15 protein-coding genes and 1 riboswitch are annotated in these 17,042 nt (G+C 44.5%); of the genes, 4 read left to right on the forward strand and 11 right to left on the reverse strand.

The features are described from left to right. Positions 1-166 precede the first annotated feature (166 nt). Positions 167-1,429, reverse strand: a complete 1,263-nt coding sequence (locus tag ACTWJ7_RS20200) for a cytochrome P450 family protein (RefSeq protein ID WP_301878718.1) — start codon at positions 1,427-1,429, stop codon at positions 167-169. 368 nt (positions 1,430-1,797) lie between these two features. Here ACTWJ7_RS20200 and ACTWJ7_RS20205 point away from each other — a divergent pair, with 368 nt between their 5' ends. Further along, entirely contained in the window at positions 1,798-2,394 is a 597-nt protein-coding gene (locus ACTWJ7_RS20205) for a TetR/AcrR family transcriptional regulator (RefSeq protein ID WP_301878719.1), read from the forward strand. A 91-nt stretch (positions 2,395-2,485) separates the two neighbouring features. Here the strand turns inward: ACTWJ7_RS20205 and ACTWJ7_RS20210 are convergent, their stop codons facing one another. The 4 genes from ACTWJ7_RS20210 to ACTWJ7_RS20225 all read right to left on the reverse strand — a co-directional run bounded on the left by ACTWJ7_RS20210 (position 2,486) and on the right by ACTWJ7_RS20225 (position 5,447). Then, entirely contained in the window at positions 2,486-2,956 is a 471-nt protein-coding gene (locus tag ACTWJ7_RS20210; RefSeq protein ID WP_301878721.1) for a GNAT family N-acetyltransferase, read from the reverse strand. 119 nt (positions 2,957-3,075) lie between these two features. Beyond that, on the reverse strand, positions 3,076-3,426 hold the full coding sequence (locus ACTWJ7_RS20215) for an MmcQ/YjbR family DNA-binding protein (RefSeq protein ID WP_094936533.1): 351 nt from the start codon (positions 3,424-3,426) through the stop codon (positions 3,076-3,078). Positions 3,427-3,565: 139 nt separating this feature from the next. Then, positions 3,566-3,895 (reverse strand): antibiotic biosynthesis monooxygenase, encoded by a 330-nt coding sequence (locus tag ACTWJ7_RS20220; protein ID WP_024631801.1) that lies wholly within the window; start codon positions 3,893-3,895, stop codon positions 3,566-3,568. Between the two features lie 172 nt (positions 3,896-4,067). Beyond that, positions 4,068-5,447: a DEAD/DEAH box helicase gene (locus ACTWJ7_RS20225; RefSeq protein ID WP_443145825.1), complete on the reverse strand. Its 1,380-nt coding sequence runs from the start codon at positions 5,445-5,447 to the stop codon at positions 4,068-4,070. 507 nt (positions 5,448-5,954) lie between these two features. Between ACTWJ7_RS20225 and ACTWJ7_RS20230 the strand changes: the two genes are divergently transcribed. Further along, entirely contained in the window at positions 5,955-6,323 is a 369-nt protein-coding gene (locus ACTWJ7_RS20230) for a hypothetical protein (protein ID WP_079344444.1), read from the forward strand. Between the two features lie 85 nt (positions 6,324-6,408). Here ACTWJ7_RS20230 and ACTWJ7_RS20235 read toward each other — a convergent pair whose 3' ends face one another. The 4 genes from ACTWJ7_RS20235 to ACTWJ7_RS20250 all read right to left on the reverse strand — a co-directional run bounded on the left by ACTWJ7_RS20235 (position 6,409) and on the right by ACTWJ7_RS20250 (position 9,494). After that, positions 6,409-6,723 (reverse strand): DMT family transporter, encoded by a 315-nt coding sequence (locus ACTWJ7_RS20235; RefSeq protein ID WP_079344443.1) that lies wholly within the window; start codon positions 6,721-6,723, stop codon positions 6,409-6,411. Next, the gene (locus ACTWJ7_RS20240) at positions 6,720-7,061 is read right to left on the reverse strand and encodes a DMT family transporter (protein WP_079344442.1); all 342 of its coding nucleotides are present in this window, start codon (positions 7,059-7,061) and stop codon (positions 6,720-6,722) included. The genes ACTWJ7_RS20235 and ACTWJ7_RS20240 overlap by 4 nt, the downstream gene beginning before the upstream one ends. A gap of 96 nt (positions 7,062-7,157) precedes the next feature. Further along, positions 7,158-7,256, reverse strand: a riboswitch (guanidine-I (ykkC/yxkD leader). A gap of 77 nt (positions 7,257-7,333) precedes the next feature. Next, positions 7,334-8,311, reverse strand: coding sequence for an aldo/keto reductase (locus tag ACTWJ7_RS20245; RefSeq protein ID WP_079344441.1), 978 nt, complete (start codon positions 8,309-8,311; stop codon positions 7,334-7,336). A 196-nt stretch (positions 8,312-8,507) separates the two neighbouring features. Continuing rightward, entirely contained in the window at positions 8,508-9,494 is a 987-nt protein-coding gene (locus ACTWJ7_RS20250; protein ID WP_301878723.1) for an aldo/keto reductase, read from the reverse strand. Between the two features lie 182 nt (positions 9,495-9,676). Between ACTWJ7_RS20250 and ACTWJ7_RS20255 the strand changes: the two genes are divergently transcribed. After that, the gene (locus ACTWJ7_RS20255; protein ID WP_301878724.1) at positions 9,677-10,594 is read left to right on the forward strand and encodes an AraC family transcriptional regulator; all 918 of its coding nucleotides are present in this window, start codon (positions 9,677-9,679) and stop codon (positions 10,592-10,594) included. Between the two features lie 177 nt (positions 10,595-10,771). Then, the gene (locus tag ACTWJ7_RS20260) at positions 10,772-11,230 is read left to right on the forward strand and encodes an OsmC family protein (RefSeq protein ID WP_079344437.1); all 459 of its coding nucleotides are present in this window, start codon (positions 10,772-10,774) and stop codon (positions 11,228-11,230) included. Positions 11,231-11,320: 90 nt separating this feature from the next. Here the strand turns inward: ACTWJ7_RS20260 and ACTWJ7_RS20265 are convergent, their stop codons facing one another. Together ACTWJ7_RS20265 and ACTWJ7_RS20270 are read right to left on the reverse strand one after the other, a co-directional pair. Further along, complete coding sequence (locus ACTWJ7_RS20265; protein ID WP_301878725.1) at positions 11,321-15,373, reverse strand: S-layer homology domain-containing protein; 4,053 nt, start codon at positions 15,371-15,373, stop codon at positions 11,321-11,323. 226 nt (positions 15,374-15,599) lie between these two features. Next, positions 15,600-17,012 carry a glycoside hydrolase family 30 protein gene (locus ACTWJ7_RS20270; protein ID WP_443145826.1) on the reverse strand — a complete coding sequence of 471 codons (1,413 nt, stop codon included), beginning with the start codon at positions 17,010-17,012 and terminating at the stop codon, positions 15,600-15,602. Between the last annotated feature and the right edge of the window lie 30 nt (positions 17,013-17,042).

A 17,042-nucleotide genomic window follows, 5' to 3' on the forward strand; every position in this document is an offset into this window, starting at 1 on the left:
TTGTATCAAATTGCTTTTTACTTCATCATTAATCTTCGTTTTCATACAATTTCTGTGTGTTTCCTATCGGAATGAAACCATAGCTCCAAACCAAAAAATCCGCCATGTTAGGCGGATTTTGGGGTGTACAGGTTCCTCTTGCCAATAAAAGCTCCAACACTTTGTGCTAAAATGCGACAGGCAAGGCTGCCAGGCTCTGTGAACTTAGCGCCAAATGCCACTCAATGTTTTCCCGAGGAATATTAAGTCGCAGATTAGGCATACGTCTTAACAATGTTGTAAAAGCGATATCTCCCTCCACACGAGCAAGTGGAGCCCCCAAGCAGGAATGAATGCCATGACCAAAAGCCAGATGACGATTAATATGACGTGTAACATCCAGATCCTCTGGCTGTTCAAACTGAAGCTCATCCCGATTGGCAGATTTCAACACGGGAATGACCATATCTCCCTTTTTAATCCGTTGTCCTGCCAGCTCGATATCCTGAGTTGCAAACCGCGGTCCAGCAATGGTTGCAGGTCCATTAAAACGCAGCAATTCCTCGACAGCAGACGGGGCCAGACTGAGATCAGCCTTGAGCTCCTCCAATTGTTCAGGATGATCCAATAACATCATTGCACCTGTTGCAATCAGATTGGATGTCGTCTCATGACCGGCAAAGATCAATAATGTAATCATGGACAGCAGTTCAGGTTCACTGAGTCGATCGCCCTCTTCTTCAATAGCAATCAATTGACTAATCAAGTCATCCGCAGGATGTTTGCGTTTCTCAGCTACCAGCTGTGCGGTATAGTCCCCGAAGGCTCGAAGATGCTCCTCTACTCCCGGATCACGCACTCCCAAACCCAAACCGTGTGCAATCGCGGAGGACCAGTTCTGGATCTGAGGGCGATCTGATTTAGGCACACCCAGCATATCGGATATCACATGGATCGGTAACGGATAGGCGTAGTCCTTGACCAAATCCATCTCACCCTGGGCTTGAACCTGATCCAGTAATTCATCAGCAATCTGCTGTACACGCGGGCGAAGACTTTCCATATATTTGGGCGTAAAGGCTTTGGAGACCAGTCGACGTAATCGCCGATGATCAGGCTCATCCACGGAGAGCATCGATTTTCCGGTGAAGAACGTCGGAGGGGCATCTGGATCTATATTGCCTACATAGGCTTTCAGGGCATTCTCATTACCGTCGATGGATTGCGGGTCTACTGTGAAGTGTGCATGATCTTTAAGTACCTGTGAAGCTTCTTCCATTCGTGTAACCAACCACTGTCCCCGATCTGTGCCACCCATTGGCAGAGACACTGGAATAACAGGACCTGTTTCACGCAACTGCTTGATAAGGGAAAACGGGTTTTCACCACTATCCCCACTAAACAGACTTAGCGCTGCTTGTTGTGAAGCATTAAGATCTAACTCACTCATTATAACCACCCTTTCGCTTCGACAATTTTATTAGGTTAAACTATTGCATATTGGAGGGACTTCCTGGCGATGACCAACCTTCACAAAAATCACGGGTACGTTATGTCTGCGAGAGCTGCTTCTACTGCTTTCTGAAACGGGAACAGTGCGTTCTCGTGCTTCGCATACTACGATACAATGATGTTCTGCATATCCATAACCAGAAGCAGAAGTGCAGCTTTGTTATGATCACTCTCCATGAGTTGCACATCCCTCTCGTTTTGATTAAGATTAAGGGGAGAACTCTCCGCTTAACCTCTTCTTGATATTAAACGGAGAGTTCTCCCCTTGTCAAATTTTGGAGGTTGAAGGATAGGAAGTGACAGACAGTGGATAAAACCAACACAACCTCTCGTTCGGAACGACGGGATGCAGCCGAGAACCGCCAACGTATTCTGAACGTGGCTTTCAGATTATTTGAGCTGCACGGCGTCGAGCGGGTCAGCATGAATCAGATCGCTTCCGAAGCGCAGATTGGAGCGGGCACTTTATACCGCAGATACCGCAATAAGAGTGAGTTATGTATGGACTTGATCAAAGATAACGCAGCGTTGTTCTTCGAGGATGTAGAGACATACCTTCAGGAGAACGCATTGCATCCCCCATTTGAGCGGTTGCGTGGTCTGCTGACGTTATTTATCCAGTTCAGAGAGAAAAATGCGGAGCTGCTCTCGGGCATCGAGAATGCGGTATATCAGGGATCAGACTCCAGAACCTCAAGTCCCCTATATGACCAATTGCACCAGCAGCTATTCGAGTTATTCGAAGAAATAGCAACAGAGACCGACGAATCACAGGCCATCAGCTTGTTCAAAACAGACATGCTCCTGACCGCCATGAGCAATGATTCCTATCTGTTTCAAAAAAACGTGCGCGGCAACTCTCCCGACCGCATTGTGGAGCAGCTCTGTTTAACGTTTCTTTAACGTATATGGGTATATGAAAATACCAAAAAGCCTAATTCATCGTCGGCAATCTGCCGCTTGAACTAGGCTTTTTTTAGCTTGAGATCTGATTTTATAATGCTTTCATATACCATGCATCACAAGCAAAATGTTCCGTTGCATTTAACGGTGCCTCTAACGGAATAAAACCGTTCTTGATATAGAACTTGTTAGCCGCGACCATGTTGCTAAGCGTTTCAAGATAACATTGTTCATAGTAGTCTTTGGCAAAATCAAGGGAAATCCGAAGCAAATCATATGAAATCCCGGTTCCTCGTGCTTCTTTCAATGCATACATCTTCTGCAATTCACAAATATGAGGAAATCCTTCCACGGGTCCGATCCCGCAACCAGCTACAATGGTTGAGTTATCCTCAACCACCCAATATTTTGAGCCTTTCCGTTGATAAAGGTGATAAAAATCGCCCAAATTTGGATCAGCCCACGCCGTTCCTGTCTTATTGGCCTCAAATTCAATCAGACAACTTCGAATCAGAGACTCTACTTCTTGATTATCTTTTTCCTCTATTTCTCTAATGAACATGCAGTAAGCCTCCACATCATGAAATAACCGACGCTCTTAACGATATAAATTATACTACGATTAAGAACGAAATGCCTTATTCACTTGATGTGATGACCATCTCTTTTCATGTGGCCTACTTACGAGATGGTTTCCATAAGACTCTTAGACAGGGTTTTGACAACCATGTCGTACGAATGGTCAATCATGACATAAATATCTTGCTCCGACAAGGAACCATCAAGAATAATGGTATTCCAATGCTTTTTGTTCATATGATACCCCGGTTGAACGGATTCATGCTGCTCTCTCAGGTTTTCTGCAATAATCGGATCACATTTTAGGTTCAAGCGAACGTTATCCGCCTTGCCCTCAAAAATGAGTGCAAACATTTTCCCTCCAATTTTGATCACAACCGTATCGGCTCCGAAGGGATAATCCTTGATGGCACCTTTTTTCTTCAAACAGTAATCAATGATCTTATTCTTCAATTCAGTACCTCTCCTTTGCGCGGAAGACAAACTTTCCCTGCCCAATTCAATGATACCGAATGTACGTTTGCATGTAAACCAGCATGTTGAATGTACCTATCACATGATAAATCATGTGATAGGCTATACATCATTCAAATTAAGTATTAGATACCCTGGCTGTCTTCACTTTCTGGACCTCGTACATATTCACGGTAGTGCTAATTAAATATTCTGGTTTCTCCTGTCCTCTTTTCTCGCGGTGACCCTTAATATGCACATCACTCTTCTCCCAATTCTTCCATGCATCTTCCGATTCCCAACGAATCAGCACCATTACTTCTTCATGTTCTTTACTCTTTTTGTTAACCATCACACTGAAATCAATCAGTCCCGGCATTTCCTCTACAGGGCTAGGGGCACTAAAACGTTCCACCAGTTTATGACTGTGACCTTTTTCAACTACCATAACGCGAGTTTGAATGAACATAAATTACGCCTCCTGATTGCCTCAAGTCACTGCAGCATACAAGACTTGTGACTTTTTTTAACTTTCACTCTATTATTCTATTCTTATTGAAAATGATTATCAATATCGCATCCGTTTTTGTATACAAAAAAAACCTCCTCCACGAAATGGAGAAGGCATTTTGCTCGTTATTTTAAAGAGCTTTATTCACTTTGCTGCTCTTTGGTTTACTGTGACTTGTACTATTGTGGTTTGGTTTACCGCCATTTGGCTTACTACTGTTTGGTTTACTGTGATTGGCTTTGCCACTCTTTTTAAACCACTCGGACTTTGGCTTGCGAGCAGGATTCGCTTTTGCCTTCACAGGTTTATCAGCTGCTGATTTATGGCCTGCAGACTTCGATGTTTGATTCGATTTTACAAAAGCAGGGACACTTGTCATCGGATAAGGATGATTTTTCACTTCAGGAATGGTTTTCTTGATTACCTTCTCGATATCCTTGAGGAACGGAAGTTCCTCCTTCTCACAAAAGGAAATAGCCATTCCGCTATGTCCAGCTCGGCCCGTACGACCAATGCGGTGGACATACGTTTCTGGAATATTAGGCAGGTTGAAGTTGATTACATGTGAAAGCTCTTCAACATCAATACCCCTTGCCGCTATATCTGTCGCTACCAGCACCCGCGTAACTCCGCTTTTGAAATTATTCAGAGCTCTTTGACGCTCATTCTGCGATTTGTTGCCATGAATGGCCTGGGCCGTAATATTCACTTTGGACAAATCACGAGTTACACGGTCTGCTCCGCGCTTCGTACGGGTGAACACCAGTGCCGAAACGATGGACTTATCCTGTAGGATATGATTCAACAGATTCTGTTTTTTTCCATTTTCCAATAAATACACAGACTGTTCAATTCGATCCACTGTGGAGGATACGGGTGTAATTTCTACTTTTACCGGATCCACCAGCAGCGTTTTTACCATTTTTGTAATTTCCGGAGGCATGGTAGCTGAGAAGAACAGCGTCTGTTTCTTACTCGGCATCTTCGCGATGATTCGCTTCACATCGTGAATGAAGCCCATATCCAACATGCGGTCTGCTTCATCAAGAACCAGTATTTGCAAATGTTTCAGATCAATACGCTTTTGATTGACCAGGTCAATCAATCTTCCGGGCGTTGCAATAATAATATCTGCACCTTGATTGAGTGCACGTTCCTGAACTTTTTGCGAAACACCACCTACGATAGCGGCACAACGAATATCGGTGTAACGGCTATAAGCCTTAATGTTATCCGAGATCTGAATCGCCAGTTCTCTTGTCGGTGTTAGAATCAATGAACGAATATGACGTGCGGCTTTGGGGCCGTTCGACTTTTCGCTTAATAATTGAATGATGGGTACAGAAAATGCTGCCGTCTTCCCTGTCCCTGTTTGCGCACAGCCAAGCAAATCTCTGCCTGCCAATACGGCTGGAATTGCCTGTTCTTGTATAGGTGTCGGGGCAGTATAATTTGCTTTGCTCAAGCCTTCCAAAATTGCGGGTATAATATTCAAGTCTTTAAATGTCATTAGGTCTCCTTAATTTACGCAACAAATATTCATTTGACGTATCTCTCATTTCAAAACGTAACACATAAGGATAACATTAAAAAACGCATCTGTATATTATCTTTTTAAAATATTCTAACAAATCTTTTTGATCACTAAGATTAACCCACTCCATCTTCACATCATTACCATTTTCTTTAGCTTCTAATAGCTTATGTTTTCATCCGTTGGATCAAGCTTATTGCTATGAGATTTATCACTATTATATAAATAATATACATATTATAATTCCAAATGACTTAAATATTTCAAACTTTTTCCATTACATAATATGGTATATTATACCTGTTCACTGGTACATATACAGGGAATAGTAAATAGAAAGGAGTTTTATATAAAGTTACAGTTATATTTAATAAAATCTCACTTTCACTTATGTTAGAAGAAATTCCTTTTTGACCACAACTAGAGATTATTAATACTCAAAAAGTAAAGTATTCTAATCCTAATTAAAAAGGAGAATTTCAAATGTTGAAAAAATTCATTGCAGCTTCCCTATTGGCCACAACGTTACTTCCAGCTTCCGGAGCTTTTGCAGCTCAAGATACCGATATCATTCCATCATCTACACCAGCAGTTGTTCAGCAGTTACCTAATTCAGATGTTAGCATAATGGCTTTGTCATCCTACTATAAAGTAAATGATTATTCTAATTTCCGGAAAACTCCGTCACCTACTGGTGTGAATATTGGCTCACATGTTTATGGCGATATGGTCTACGGTGGGACTGAAAGCGTTCTTGTAGATGGGATGACTTATCTATATGTCTACAGTTATAAATATCAGGCATGGGGATGGATACAGAATTACTATCTTGATAAAATTGTACAACCTTAAACTAAACTTTTAAATCTCAGAAAAGCGTTAAGTTCAGGAGTGAAATCTGAACTCAACGCTTTTCTTTTTTTCGTTCATCCATCCATTAACTCACCAATTTCAACCCTACCGCTGATCCGAGCACCATGGCAATAAACAGAATCCTTAACGCATTTCGGGGTTCTCCATAAAATATCATACCAAGAATGGCTCCCCCGGAAGCGCCGATTCCAGTCCATACGGCATATGCCGTCCCCATTGGAAGAGTCTTCATCGCCAGGGACAGGAACAGGAAGCTTAATCCAAAACCTGCAATCAAGAGCACCATAGAAATCAGGTTACGATCTTTGTGCAGTTTATTAATCATCAGAACCCCAATCATTTCAAAGACACCAGCTAAAACTAGAAATACCCAGTTCATGATTCATGGACCTCCTTTGTTTTTCCTTTGCTAAGCATTTTAAGACCGATTACACCCAGTAAAAGAACCCCGATGAGCACCATTTTCCCAGTTTGAACCGCTGCACCAAACAAAACAATCTCTGCCAGTACAGTCCCTGCCGTACCCAGGCCAACAAACACCGCATACACCGTTCCTACATCAAGTGAGCGGGAAGCCGCAATCATCAAGGTGAAGCTGACAATAATGGCGATCAGTGTAACCCCCCATTCCAGAAAACCACTGGCATGTTTCAATCCAATGACCCAACCGACTTCAAATAAAGCTGCAATAACGACGGACAACCAGGTTTTGTTCATCTCTGTCACACTCCTTTTCAAATATTGCTACGTGTATTATTAGTTACATGAAGCCAAAATAAAAAAGCCCGGGAAATAAACTGCATGAAGCAGTTCATCTCCCAGGCTTTTGTCCCTCCGTGACACAACCAACGGGCTGTGAGTTTTCTCGGACCAGACCGACACAACTGCCGCGGAACCCTAGAAAACATTTGAATATTCTAATGTGACTCCAATTATACACATTTCTTTTCGATTGGCAACCCTTGATCGTTTCTAGGGCTAGAAGGAACTTACATGCCGAATATTTTGTGTGGTACGTAGTATTCCTCCAGGCTTGCAATTTCCTGCGCATCCAGCTTCACGGTCAACGCTGCTACAGCATCCTCCAAATGATGTTCCTTCGTTGCACCCACAATTGGTGCGGTGACACCTTCTTTTTGCAATACCCATGCCAGCGCAACGGTTGCTCTGGAAACACCCCGTTTGTTTGCAATATCAGCGACAGTCTCCACTATTTTACGATCGGCATCAACCATTCCCGCAGCAAGTCGATCTCCTGCTTCGTCGTTCGATGAACGGGCTGTTTGTTCATTCCAATCCCGTGTAAGTCTTCCTTTAGCAAGGGGACTCCAGGGAATGACGCCGATTCCTTCTTCTGCGCAAAGAGGTAACATCTCTCTTTCCTCTTCTCTATACAACAAATTAAGTAAATTTTGCATGGAGACAAATGGGGTCCAGCCATTGCGTTCGGCAGTATACTGAGCCTTCATAAACTGCCAGGCGTACATCGAAGAAGCTCCAATGTATCGGACTTTACCCGCCTTAACCACATCATGAAGGGCCTCCATGGTTTCTTCAATTGGAGTACTACTGTCCCAACGATGGATCTGATACAGATCCACATAATCAGTCCCTAGTCGCTTTAAACTATTATCAATCTCATTCATAATAGCTTTTCTTGATAAACCTGCGCCGTTCGGCCCCGGCTTCATGCGGAAGTAAACCTTTGTTGCAATAACAACCTCATCACGACGAGCAAAATCCCTCAACGCACGACCCACGATTTCTTCGCTTGTACCATCCGAATAGACGTTGGCTGTATCAAAGAAGTTAATACCCAAGTCTAGCGCTTTTTGGATAAAAGGACGACTTTCTTCCTCGTTCAACGACCATGGAGCGATTCCGCGTTCAGGGACTCCATAGCTCATGCAACCAAGACATAATCTTGAAACGTCCAGTCCGGTACGACCCAGTTTTACATATTCCATAATCAAACACTCCTTTAATTGGATTTGGATGAATCTAACGTTAATTTTATCCAATATCTGAGGTACATTTCTTTGAAAATCGGATTTTCTTCCCATTTGATCTGGGACTCCAATCTCTCGATTACGATTTGCTTCACTTCGTTCGATAACCGTTTACTCAATCTTTCCACCCAGCTTTCTGGCATACTAAAATGCATCAGAGACCCGTTCTTCTCTCCAGCTCCTCTGTATATCTCGAACCCATCAGGGTAATTTTTGAAGCTGCATCATTAATGCTCTGTACATCTTCGGGTGTGAGCTCAATGTCCGCCGCACCCATATTTTCTTTGAGACGACTCGACTTGCGCGTTCCAGGAATCGGTACGATCCATGGTTTTTGGGCCAGCAGCCAAGCAAGTGCGATTTGTGCAGGGGTGGCTTGGATTTTCTCCGCCTTCTCTTTCAACAGATCGACCAGCACCTGATTGGCCTCCAACGCCTCTGGTGTGAAGCGTGGCAAAATATTACGCAAATCACCCTGATCAAACGTTGTTTTCGCGTTAAAACTTCCCGTGAGATATCCTTTACCCAAAGGACTAAAAGGAACAAAACCAATACCGAGCTCCTCAAGCGCTGGAATCAGTTCTTCTTCTGGACGTCTCCACCATAAGGAATATTCACTCTGGACAGCTGCTACCGGCTGAACGGCATGTGCACGTCGAATCGTGTTCACGCCGGCTTCCGATAGCCCCCAATGCTTCACTTTCCCTTCTCGAATCAGATCCTGCACGGCTCCGGCAACCTCTTCAATCGGCACATCCGGATCAACACGGTGCTGATAAAACAAATCAATCGCTTCGATCTTTAGCCGCTTAAGAGACTCTTCGGCAACTTTCCTGATCTGCTCAGGACGGCTATTCATCCCGCTCTGTTTGCCACCCTGAATGTCAAATCCGAACTTCGTCGCTATGACAACCTGATCGCGTACAGGAGAAAGCGCTTCGCCGACGAGTTCTTCATTGATATATGGACCATAGACTTCGGCGGTATCAAAGAAAGTTACACCGCGTTCAACAGCTTCCCGTATGACCGCGATCATCTCCGTTTTGTCCGAAGCTGGACCATACCCGTAGCTCATTCCCATACAACCAAGCCCAATTGCCGAAACTTCCAAGCCGCTATTTCCCAATGTTCGTTTTTGCATCCTACAAACTTCCTTTCTTCGTTTGATTTCATAATCTGCAACCTAATATTATTATGCCGAACTAGCAGAACGAAACGGTATATCATTTGTCTTAATTGATTGCCTGATCCTCTCACACCCACTTTTGTCTAAGGTCGTTAAGTCTTATAATGAAGCAAGAACAACTCTCAAGGAGGATTTGTATGTCCGATAACGGAGGTCAGCAACAACAGGAGCTCACCGAACTGATCAAGCGTCATTCCATTCATAATAGCTCCAAGGAAACGGAAATCCCTTCCCTGTATGTCTATCAGCATTCCAGCATTAGCGAACCTGCTTACCGGGTTTATAAGCCTTCATTTTGTGTAATCGTTCAAGGCTTGAAAGAAATCTTGCTGGCACAGGAAAGATTCGAATACGGACCCTCCAATTATCTGATTGCTTCCATGAACCTGCCGGTGATTGGTCAGATTATAAAAGCTTCCTCTGCTATGCCTTACCTGAGTCTCAAGCTTGAGTTTACACAGCATCAGATTCTTGAAGTGTTGAACGATTGTGATATTAAGGTCAAGTCCAAAGAAAACGCCAGACGCGCTCTGTTCGTTGGACAGATGGAGCCCTCCATTCAAGATGCTGTACTGCGGTTGGTTCGGCTGTTGGATACACCAGGAGAAATCCCGTTCCTTGCCCCACTCTATACGCGAGAAATTCTGTACCGGCTTCTGCAGGGACCCTATGGAGCCGAACTGGCCCAGATTGCGGTGGAGGGCAGCAGCAGCTACCGGATTCGGGAAGCCATCGAGCATATTGTTCAGCATTGGGAGCAATCGTTTCGGATTGAAGATCTTGCGGAGACAGCCAACATGAGTGTGTCCTCGTTTCACCGGCATTTTAAAGAAATCACCGCCATGAGCCCACTTCAGTTTCAGAAGCAACTTAGGCTCCAGGAGGCCCGTCGGCTGCTCATGGCTGAATCGGCTGATGCCGCTGATGTAGCATTTCGGGTTGGTTACGAGAGTGCGTCGCAATTCAGTCGGGAATACTCCCGCATGTTCGGAGCACCGCCGCGAGCGGACATCAGACGTTTGAAGGAAAAATACGATCAGGCCATGAGTGAATAAGCACATTGGCTCAAAAGTTGAGAAGCCATAGAAATGGATAGCCACAAGGCTATCCATTTTTCAATTGACAGAGAATACCGAATTCTATCTACCTTGTATTGACAGCTTGTGAGACATGGAACTATAATCCATACTAAACCAAGTTACATACCATGCTTTATAAAGGAGAGGTATCGGATGGCTAATGTTCAGACTTTCAAAGCTACCGCACATCTACAAGACGGGGTAAAAGTAATCACCAAAGTGAGACAATTTGAACTGGTCATCGATGAGCCAACAAGCCTCGGTGGTACTGACACGGGAATGAATCCTGTAGAAGCTTTACTTGCCTCCCTTGGCGCATGTCAATCCATTGTGGCCCGGGTTTATGCCTCCAAATTCGATGTCGTACTTGATGATTTCAGAGTGGAGGTTGAAGGTGATCTGGATCTTGACGGATTTTTCAACCGAACTGATGTACGCCCCGGTTATTCCGATATTCGATACACGTTCTATATTAAAACCAGTTCATCTGACGAAAAGATTGAACCGTTTGTACAATTTCTGGAAAGCAAATGTCCTGTAGGTGATACAATCTCCAATTCGGTGAATACCAAGCTCAATCGCGTTATTATAGACAATGGTATATCGTTATAACAAAACGAATTAACCAGACTCCAAGATACAAAAAGGCTGCTCCCCAACAAGTTGTACTTGCTGGAGGGCAGCCTTTCTGAAATATTGAATTTATTTTGTCAATTGAATAGCTCTTTGGATAAGTGTAGCGGCTTCGGCACGAGTCGTATTTCCTTGCGGTTTCAATGTTCCGTCTGGATAACCGTTAACGAGACCATTGGCAATGGCTGCGGCAAGTGCTGAACGTGCCCAACCGGATATTTCAGCAACATCAGAGAAGTGGATATTGCTCTCTGTATCCGCAATTTGCGCTGCACGAACGATCATCGTCGCAATTTGCTCGCGGGTCACCAATTCATCTGGAACAAAGGTATTATCACTATATCCATTAACAATACCCAGACCTGCAGCAGTGGAAATCGCGTCTTGCGCCCAATGGCTGGTGGTATCCGCAAACTCTTTATCAGAAGAGCCTTGTAAATTTAAAGCTTTAATAACAATAGTAACAAATTCGGCTCTAGTCATTTTTTTATCCGGTCTGAAGCTGTTGTCCGGATAACCTTGGATCACACCGAGTTCAACCAGATCCATAATACTGCCGGAAGCCCAATGTCCTTCGAGATCCGTGAAGTTTTTGGTTCCTTCCGGAGTTGGTGTTACCGTCTTATCGGATACCAGAACAGCAAACTTGGTAAAATGATTAATGGTTCCAGATACCGTTTCATTCGTTTGATCCACTTGCAGATGTTCAAGTGCAATCCACTTTTGAGTTTGCTCGTTGAACCAATACAATCCCACAACCGAGTTCTCAAAGTTCACCTTGTTCTTGTCGAATGGCAAGGTAACGGTCACCGGCTTGGTGAAGTCCCCGCTCTTGCTCGCCGTAATCTCATAAACATCCCCAAGCAGTTTCAATGTGGAATCCGAGAACAGATTCGAGGTTTGGTTTACTTTATTAACAGAAATTACGACGCTGCTATCCATCGCTCCGGCTGGCACATTGATTTTAACCCCGCTCAGGCTCAACGATCCACCATTCACAGTAACAGTTCCACTATTGCCAGAAGTACCTGCTTGATTATCATTTGTTCCTCCAGTTGGCGTCGAAGGCGTTGAAGGTGTCGATGGAACCGTAGTGGATTCTCCGGCTTTGACGACAGTTACACTGTAGGTCTTGCTTGATCCATTACGTGCTTTTACCGTAATTGGAATTACATTTTTCCCAACAGACAGCCCAAACGATTGGCTTATACCGTTCACATAAGGGTCACCTTTGGCAGACAAAGTCGCCTGGCTATCGGTAGCCTTCGCCGTAATACGGATGGAGTCTACGGCTTGTTCAACATTCACACTGTACGCCGTAATTGCAGGATCAAATGCTGGACTCAAGGAGCCTTGATCAACGGATAATTCTTCCAGTGTAGAAACGTCAATCAGCTTCCCGGTTCGCATATCCTCCTTCACAAGTGCAAAATCCGCTGCGACCTGATGCGAGTAATCCTCAGCCGCATTAACAATAAAATTCTGCAAATCATCCCAGATCGGTACAATATTCGTTACAAAACGTTCCTCAAACTTGTAGTTCAACTCATCGGATACCTTGTCCAGGCGCGAGCTTGCATACGCGTAAGCTTTGGCCGCATCGACCAAATACTGCTCCAGCTCTTCCTTGTTCTTGAACGGCTTATCTGTATAATCACCTTTAAAAGGTGAGACTTCCCTAATCAGGTACGAGCGATTCATTGCTTCGAGCACACCCAGATAAGAATCGGAATCGACTGCCGTTTTAAGATATGCATCTTTCGAAAGATTGGCGTCCCGAGTCTGCTCTTTCACGTCGAGCAGAATATCGTCCGTGTTGACCTCACTTGCTCCTTCGATTAGCACATTGTAGCGTTCAACCCCAATGCTACCAATACCCTGATGAATACGGCGCACAATATCCTTTATCTTAAAATAGGCATTGAATTCATCGTCAGTCAGGTTTGGGAAATTGCTTCTGACTTGCAATTTGTATGCTTCCCAAGCGGCTTGCAGGGAAGCTTTCTCCGCCTCCGTCGCGGCCTCAAACTTGTCCGAATTGCCAGCGATGTTTAATTTTCCATCAAGCGCCCGCTTGCCCAGCAATTTTTGCAATGCTTCCTCGTAAGACACTTTGGAGACTTTGTCCATAACCTCTTTCGTATATGGCGTTACATTGCTTTTGGTCAGCTTGGTGTCTTTCGGGCTGATTTTGCTATTAATATCAACCAAAGTATCCTTATAGGTCTTAAGAAAAACGCGAGATACTTCCCGGAAATCGGCATCCTGCAGATTGGCAATCGCGGCGCTGTCTTTTTCGTATTTGACTACATAAATACTTGTAACAAAACGAATCAGATCGTCATAAAAGCTGCCGATTCCGGAAGAATCCACATCGTTCAGACTGAACACCATTTGATTGGTACTGTCGTTAAAGGTCCCCACATTCTGAATATGGGCGTCGCCTTGCGTGTAAGTAAGGATGTCCTTCTGATTCCAGCCTGAAATTACTGAATCTGGAGAAGGAATAAGACCCGCAGCAAGATCATCCTTGAATAAGGAATGTGTACCGCGCAGGAAGGTGTATTCGTTCGCTCCCATGGCATCACTTCCATATTTATATTCTTTGGTGGCAGGGTCATTAAAGCCTGTATTGTCCGCTATGATGCTTTCTTCAACTTTCATTTTTCGAGTCTCATCCGCAAGAACCGGTTGACTGTATCGAAGCAGAGATACGTTAATCGCTTCCGAAGCCAGCCAGTCCCTATCTTGCACAGCGTCAGCCATTAACGTCACACGAACCACAGCCGTGTCCATGACAGCGGAAGCGGATGTACCCGAAATGGTAATCGTGATGGTATTGTCACTACTTCGGCCTTCAGCCTGGATGCTCCAGTCACCTTCGGGAAGCCCTGTCAAACTGTAAGCTTCCGGGTCCAGAACCCCATCCACGGGAACGCCGGCGCTAAGATTGAGTTGGATCGTGGTGTTCAGGCCCTTTGCACTTTCCATACGAATGTTGGACGATGAGGCGTCCAGTGCTGCTACAATCTTATTGGATGGCGTGAATTGAGCTATTGTTACGGTATTGCTTCCTTGATACACCGTTAAGGATGAGGCTGGTTTGTGAACTTGATCCCAAGCCCCAGGATGAATCTCAAATGTCAGAAGGCTATCTGAAACCACATTCCCGTTACCATCTCCAGTGATGGTGACTTCGATCTGATCTCTACTCGCACTGGCTTCAGCAGAGAATCCTACCGGGAGGCCAAGCACACTGAAATCATCGGATGTCCAGAGCCCCTGCTTAACCAAGCCTCCAAATGCATTCAACGTAACCTTGTTATGTACAGGATCTACGCTCGAAGCTGATTGCATCTCTATCGTTTGATTAGTTTCCAGAATGACATAGGCGGAAGTTGTGCTTGAATTGCGAGCCTTTGCACCTTTGACCTTCTCAAAGTCATTTCCGTTATTCTGTGTGTCCCAGTTGTTTCCGCGATTCGGAAACGCAGCTGCATTAGTGCTATTCTCCGGATTCAGTGGATCGAACACATATCGTTGCATCGTGTTTTGTTTGCCAGCTTGTGGAGCCGGACTTCCCCAATAAGCATCCGCATTATATCCAACAAAATCAACCACATGTTCCTGTAATGCGTCAGCCATCGGATCATTGGCCGTCAACAGTTGTGTCGTATTCAATAAAACCAGCTTTCCGTTGTTGTTATCTAGTTTGAATGAAGCTTCAGTGGCATCTGGCTGTGGAAGCTGCTCCCCGACATTACCATTGCTGCCAAGCGCAATCAGATAATAACCATATGCCGGAATCTGGGCAGTCGTTGTACCTAGCTGGGCTAACTTCCAGTTATTGTTTTTGGTATCAGCAAATTGTAAGGACCAGCCGTTCAGCGAAACAGGTTCTGCTGTCGGATTATATAGTTCTACAAAGTCGTTGCCGTACACGTCGAGCACGTCGTCTTTCTTGCCTCCATAAAATTGGCTGATGACCACGTTTTTCGCCAAATTACTGGTGTTAAGGTTTTCTGATGCTGCGTATCCAACTCCTGCAAATGTCCAGAATGATTGGATAACCATTACTGCCACAAGGATCATCGCTACCCAGCGTTGATTGATGTCTTTCAAGTTGTCTAACCCCTCCCCATATAAAAGCTCAGGCAAGTATATCAACCCAATGTAAGAGGACAGTTAAACCAAAAAATCATAATATCAAAATTGTAAAACCCTTAAATATGTAAAATTAACAACGAATGTATAGGATGGATGACATTAATAAAAGCAAATGAAAAGAGCCGCGACTGCTCGCGGCTCCTAGCTTGCTGGTTGTGGGAATCTGAATCCCTGCTACCCCTTAAGAAACATTTCCATACCATTTATACGTCATAGCAGACTTGCCTGGAATAGTGACAACAAAGCTTTGGCTGCCCCATTGGATCTTCACATTTTTCGACGAACTGGAAGAGTTGTAGGCGACAACCACTTTGGAACCGTCCGGATTGCGGAAAGCTACATTTTTAACTTCAGATCCGGTGTTGCTATCAATGCGGTATGCATTTGGTACAACAAATTTACTAAAGTGACCCAGCAAATAATATTGTTTGTGATATGTGACATTATTTTCGGGAGCGTCATTACGGTTGTCCGAGTTGCGGATCGTAATCATGCCTTTATTCGTATTGTTCGGTGAAAGCAAAGCTGGACCGTCTTTCTGATCCAGGGCAGCATTCCAGAGAATAATCGATTTGGACCAGTTTCTCGTAATATTAATGAACTCATTCATCATATTATCGAAGCCTGATGAGGTTCCATTCTGCGGATCATTCCAGTTACCAAAACCACCCTCTGTGAACCAAACGTCCTTGTCTGGATGATTGTTATGAATGGAGGTCATTGTCGAGCCGTCACCGCTATCATAGTGGTGGAATGCGCTGCCTGATACGTAGCTTCCCTTGCCTGCGTTCTTCAGATTTGTAATGACCTGATTCGGGAAGTTCCAATCCAGAAAGTTATGGTCAAATGCAATAATTTTGGTGTTGATTCCGGCATTGCGGAGTGTTGGTCCAAGGTAATCACCGATAAAGCCAGTCTGATCCTGTACATCCATCCCCATGGAAGGATAGTGGGATGGCTCGTACATTGGCTCGTTTTGCAACGTTACAGCGTAGATGGGTACGCCTTCAGCCTGGTAGGCTTCGATGTATTTTTTAAAATAATTCGCATATGTGCCGTAGTGCTCCGCTTTCAGTTTGCCACCGTTCAGATTGTTGGAATATTTCATCCAGGCAGGCGCACTCCATGGGGAACCCATCACTTTAATACTGGGATTCTTAGCAATTGCCGCTTTGACCATGGGCAGGATGTAAGCCTTGTCCCGGTCAATTGTGAATTGGTTGAGTGAAGTATCATTTGGCGTATCCGCATAGGTGTAGGCTGCCCAGGCAAAATCGGAGCTGCCAATCGGCTGTCTCAATAAACTGAGCCCGATTCCTGTGTTGCCAAAAAACTTCTCCATCACTTCCGCTCGCTTGCTGTTATCCAGCTTGTAGTTCATGAGCCATGCGGAAGCATCCGTTAATGATACGCCAAATCCATCCATTTGCTGATACGTTTTGTTTTCGTTTACGGTTATGGTAACATCCGCATTGCCTGAGCTGCTGCTGAAGTTTTTGGATGCAATCTTGGTGAGCCTGGCATCCGTTCTTAGCCCTACAGCCGGTTTCGGAATTGGGGTCTGAAGTTGAAATCCATACCTCCACCTGTTCACCCGCTGCATGCGCAGTCTTAGGCACATACG

The sequence above is a fragment of the Paenibacillus sp. 1A_MP2 genome (assembly GCF_052244825.1).
Taxonomy (GTDB): Bacteria; Bacillota; Bacilli; order Paenibacillales; family Paenibacillaceae; genus Paenibacillus; species Paenibacillus vandeheii.

What these genes read in the sequence shown, in the direction of transcription:
- ACTWJ7_RS20255 (WP_301878724.1), top strand. Translation starts at nt 9,677, where the DNA reads ATGTCCGATAACGGAGGTCAGCAACAACAGGAGCTCACCGAACTGATC.
- ACTWJ7_RS20225 (WP_443145825.1), bottom strand. Translation starts at nt 5,447, where the DNA reads ATGACATTTAAAGACTTGAATATTATACCCGCAATTTTGGAAGGCTTG.
- ACTWJ7_RS20245 (WP_079344441.1), bottom strand. Translation starts at nt 8,311, where the DNA reads ATGGAATATGTAAAACTGGGTCGTACCGGACTGGACGTTTCAAGATTA.
- ACTWJ7_RS20220 (WP_024631801.1), bottom strand. Translation starts at nt 3,895, where the DNA reads ATGTTCATTCAAACTCGCGTTATGGTAGTTGAAAAAGGTCACAGTCAT.
- ACTWJ7_RS20260 (WP_079344437.1), top strand. Translation starts at nt 10,772, where the DNA reads ATGGCTAATGTTCAGACTTTCAAAGCTACCGCACATCTACAAGACGGG.
- ACTWJ7_RS20240 (WP_079344442.1), bottom strand. Translation starts at nt 7,061, where the DNA reads ATGAACAAAACCTGGTTGTCCGTCGTTATTGCAGCTTTATTTGAAGTC.
- ACTWJ7_RS20210 (WP_301878721.1), bottom strand. Translation starts at nt 2,956, where the DNA reads ATGTTCATTAGAGAAATAGAGGAAAAAGATAATCAAGAAGTAGAGTCT.
- ACTWJ7_RS20200 (WP_301878718.1), bottom strand. Translation starts at nt 1,429, where the DNA reads ATGAGTGAGTTAGATCTTAATGCTTCACAACAAGCAGCGCTAAGTCTG.
- ACTWJ7_RS20250 (WP_301878723.1), bottom strand. Translation starts at nt 9,494, where the DNA reads ATGCAAAAACGAACATTGGGAAATAGCGGCTTGGAAGTTTCGGCAATT.
- ACTWJ7_RS20235 (WP_079344443.1), bottom strand. Translation starts at nt 6,723, where the DNA reads ATGAACTGGGTATTTCTAGTTTTAGCTGGTGTCTTTGAAATGATTGGG.
- ACTWJ7_RS20230 (WP_079344444.1), top strand. Translation starts at nt 5,955, where the DNA reads ATGTTGAAAAAATTCATTGCAGCTTCCCTATTGGCCACAACGTTACTT.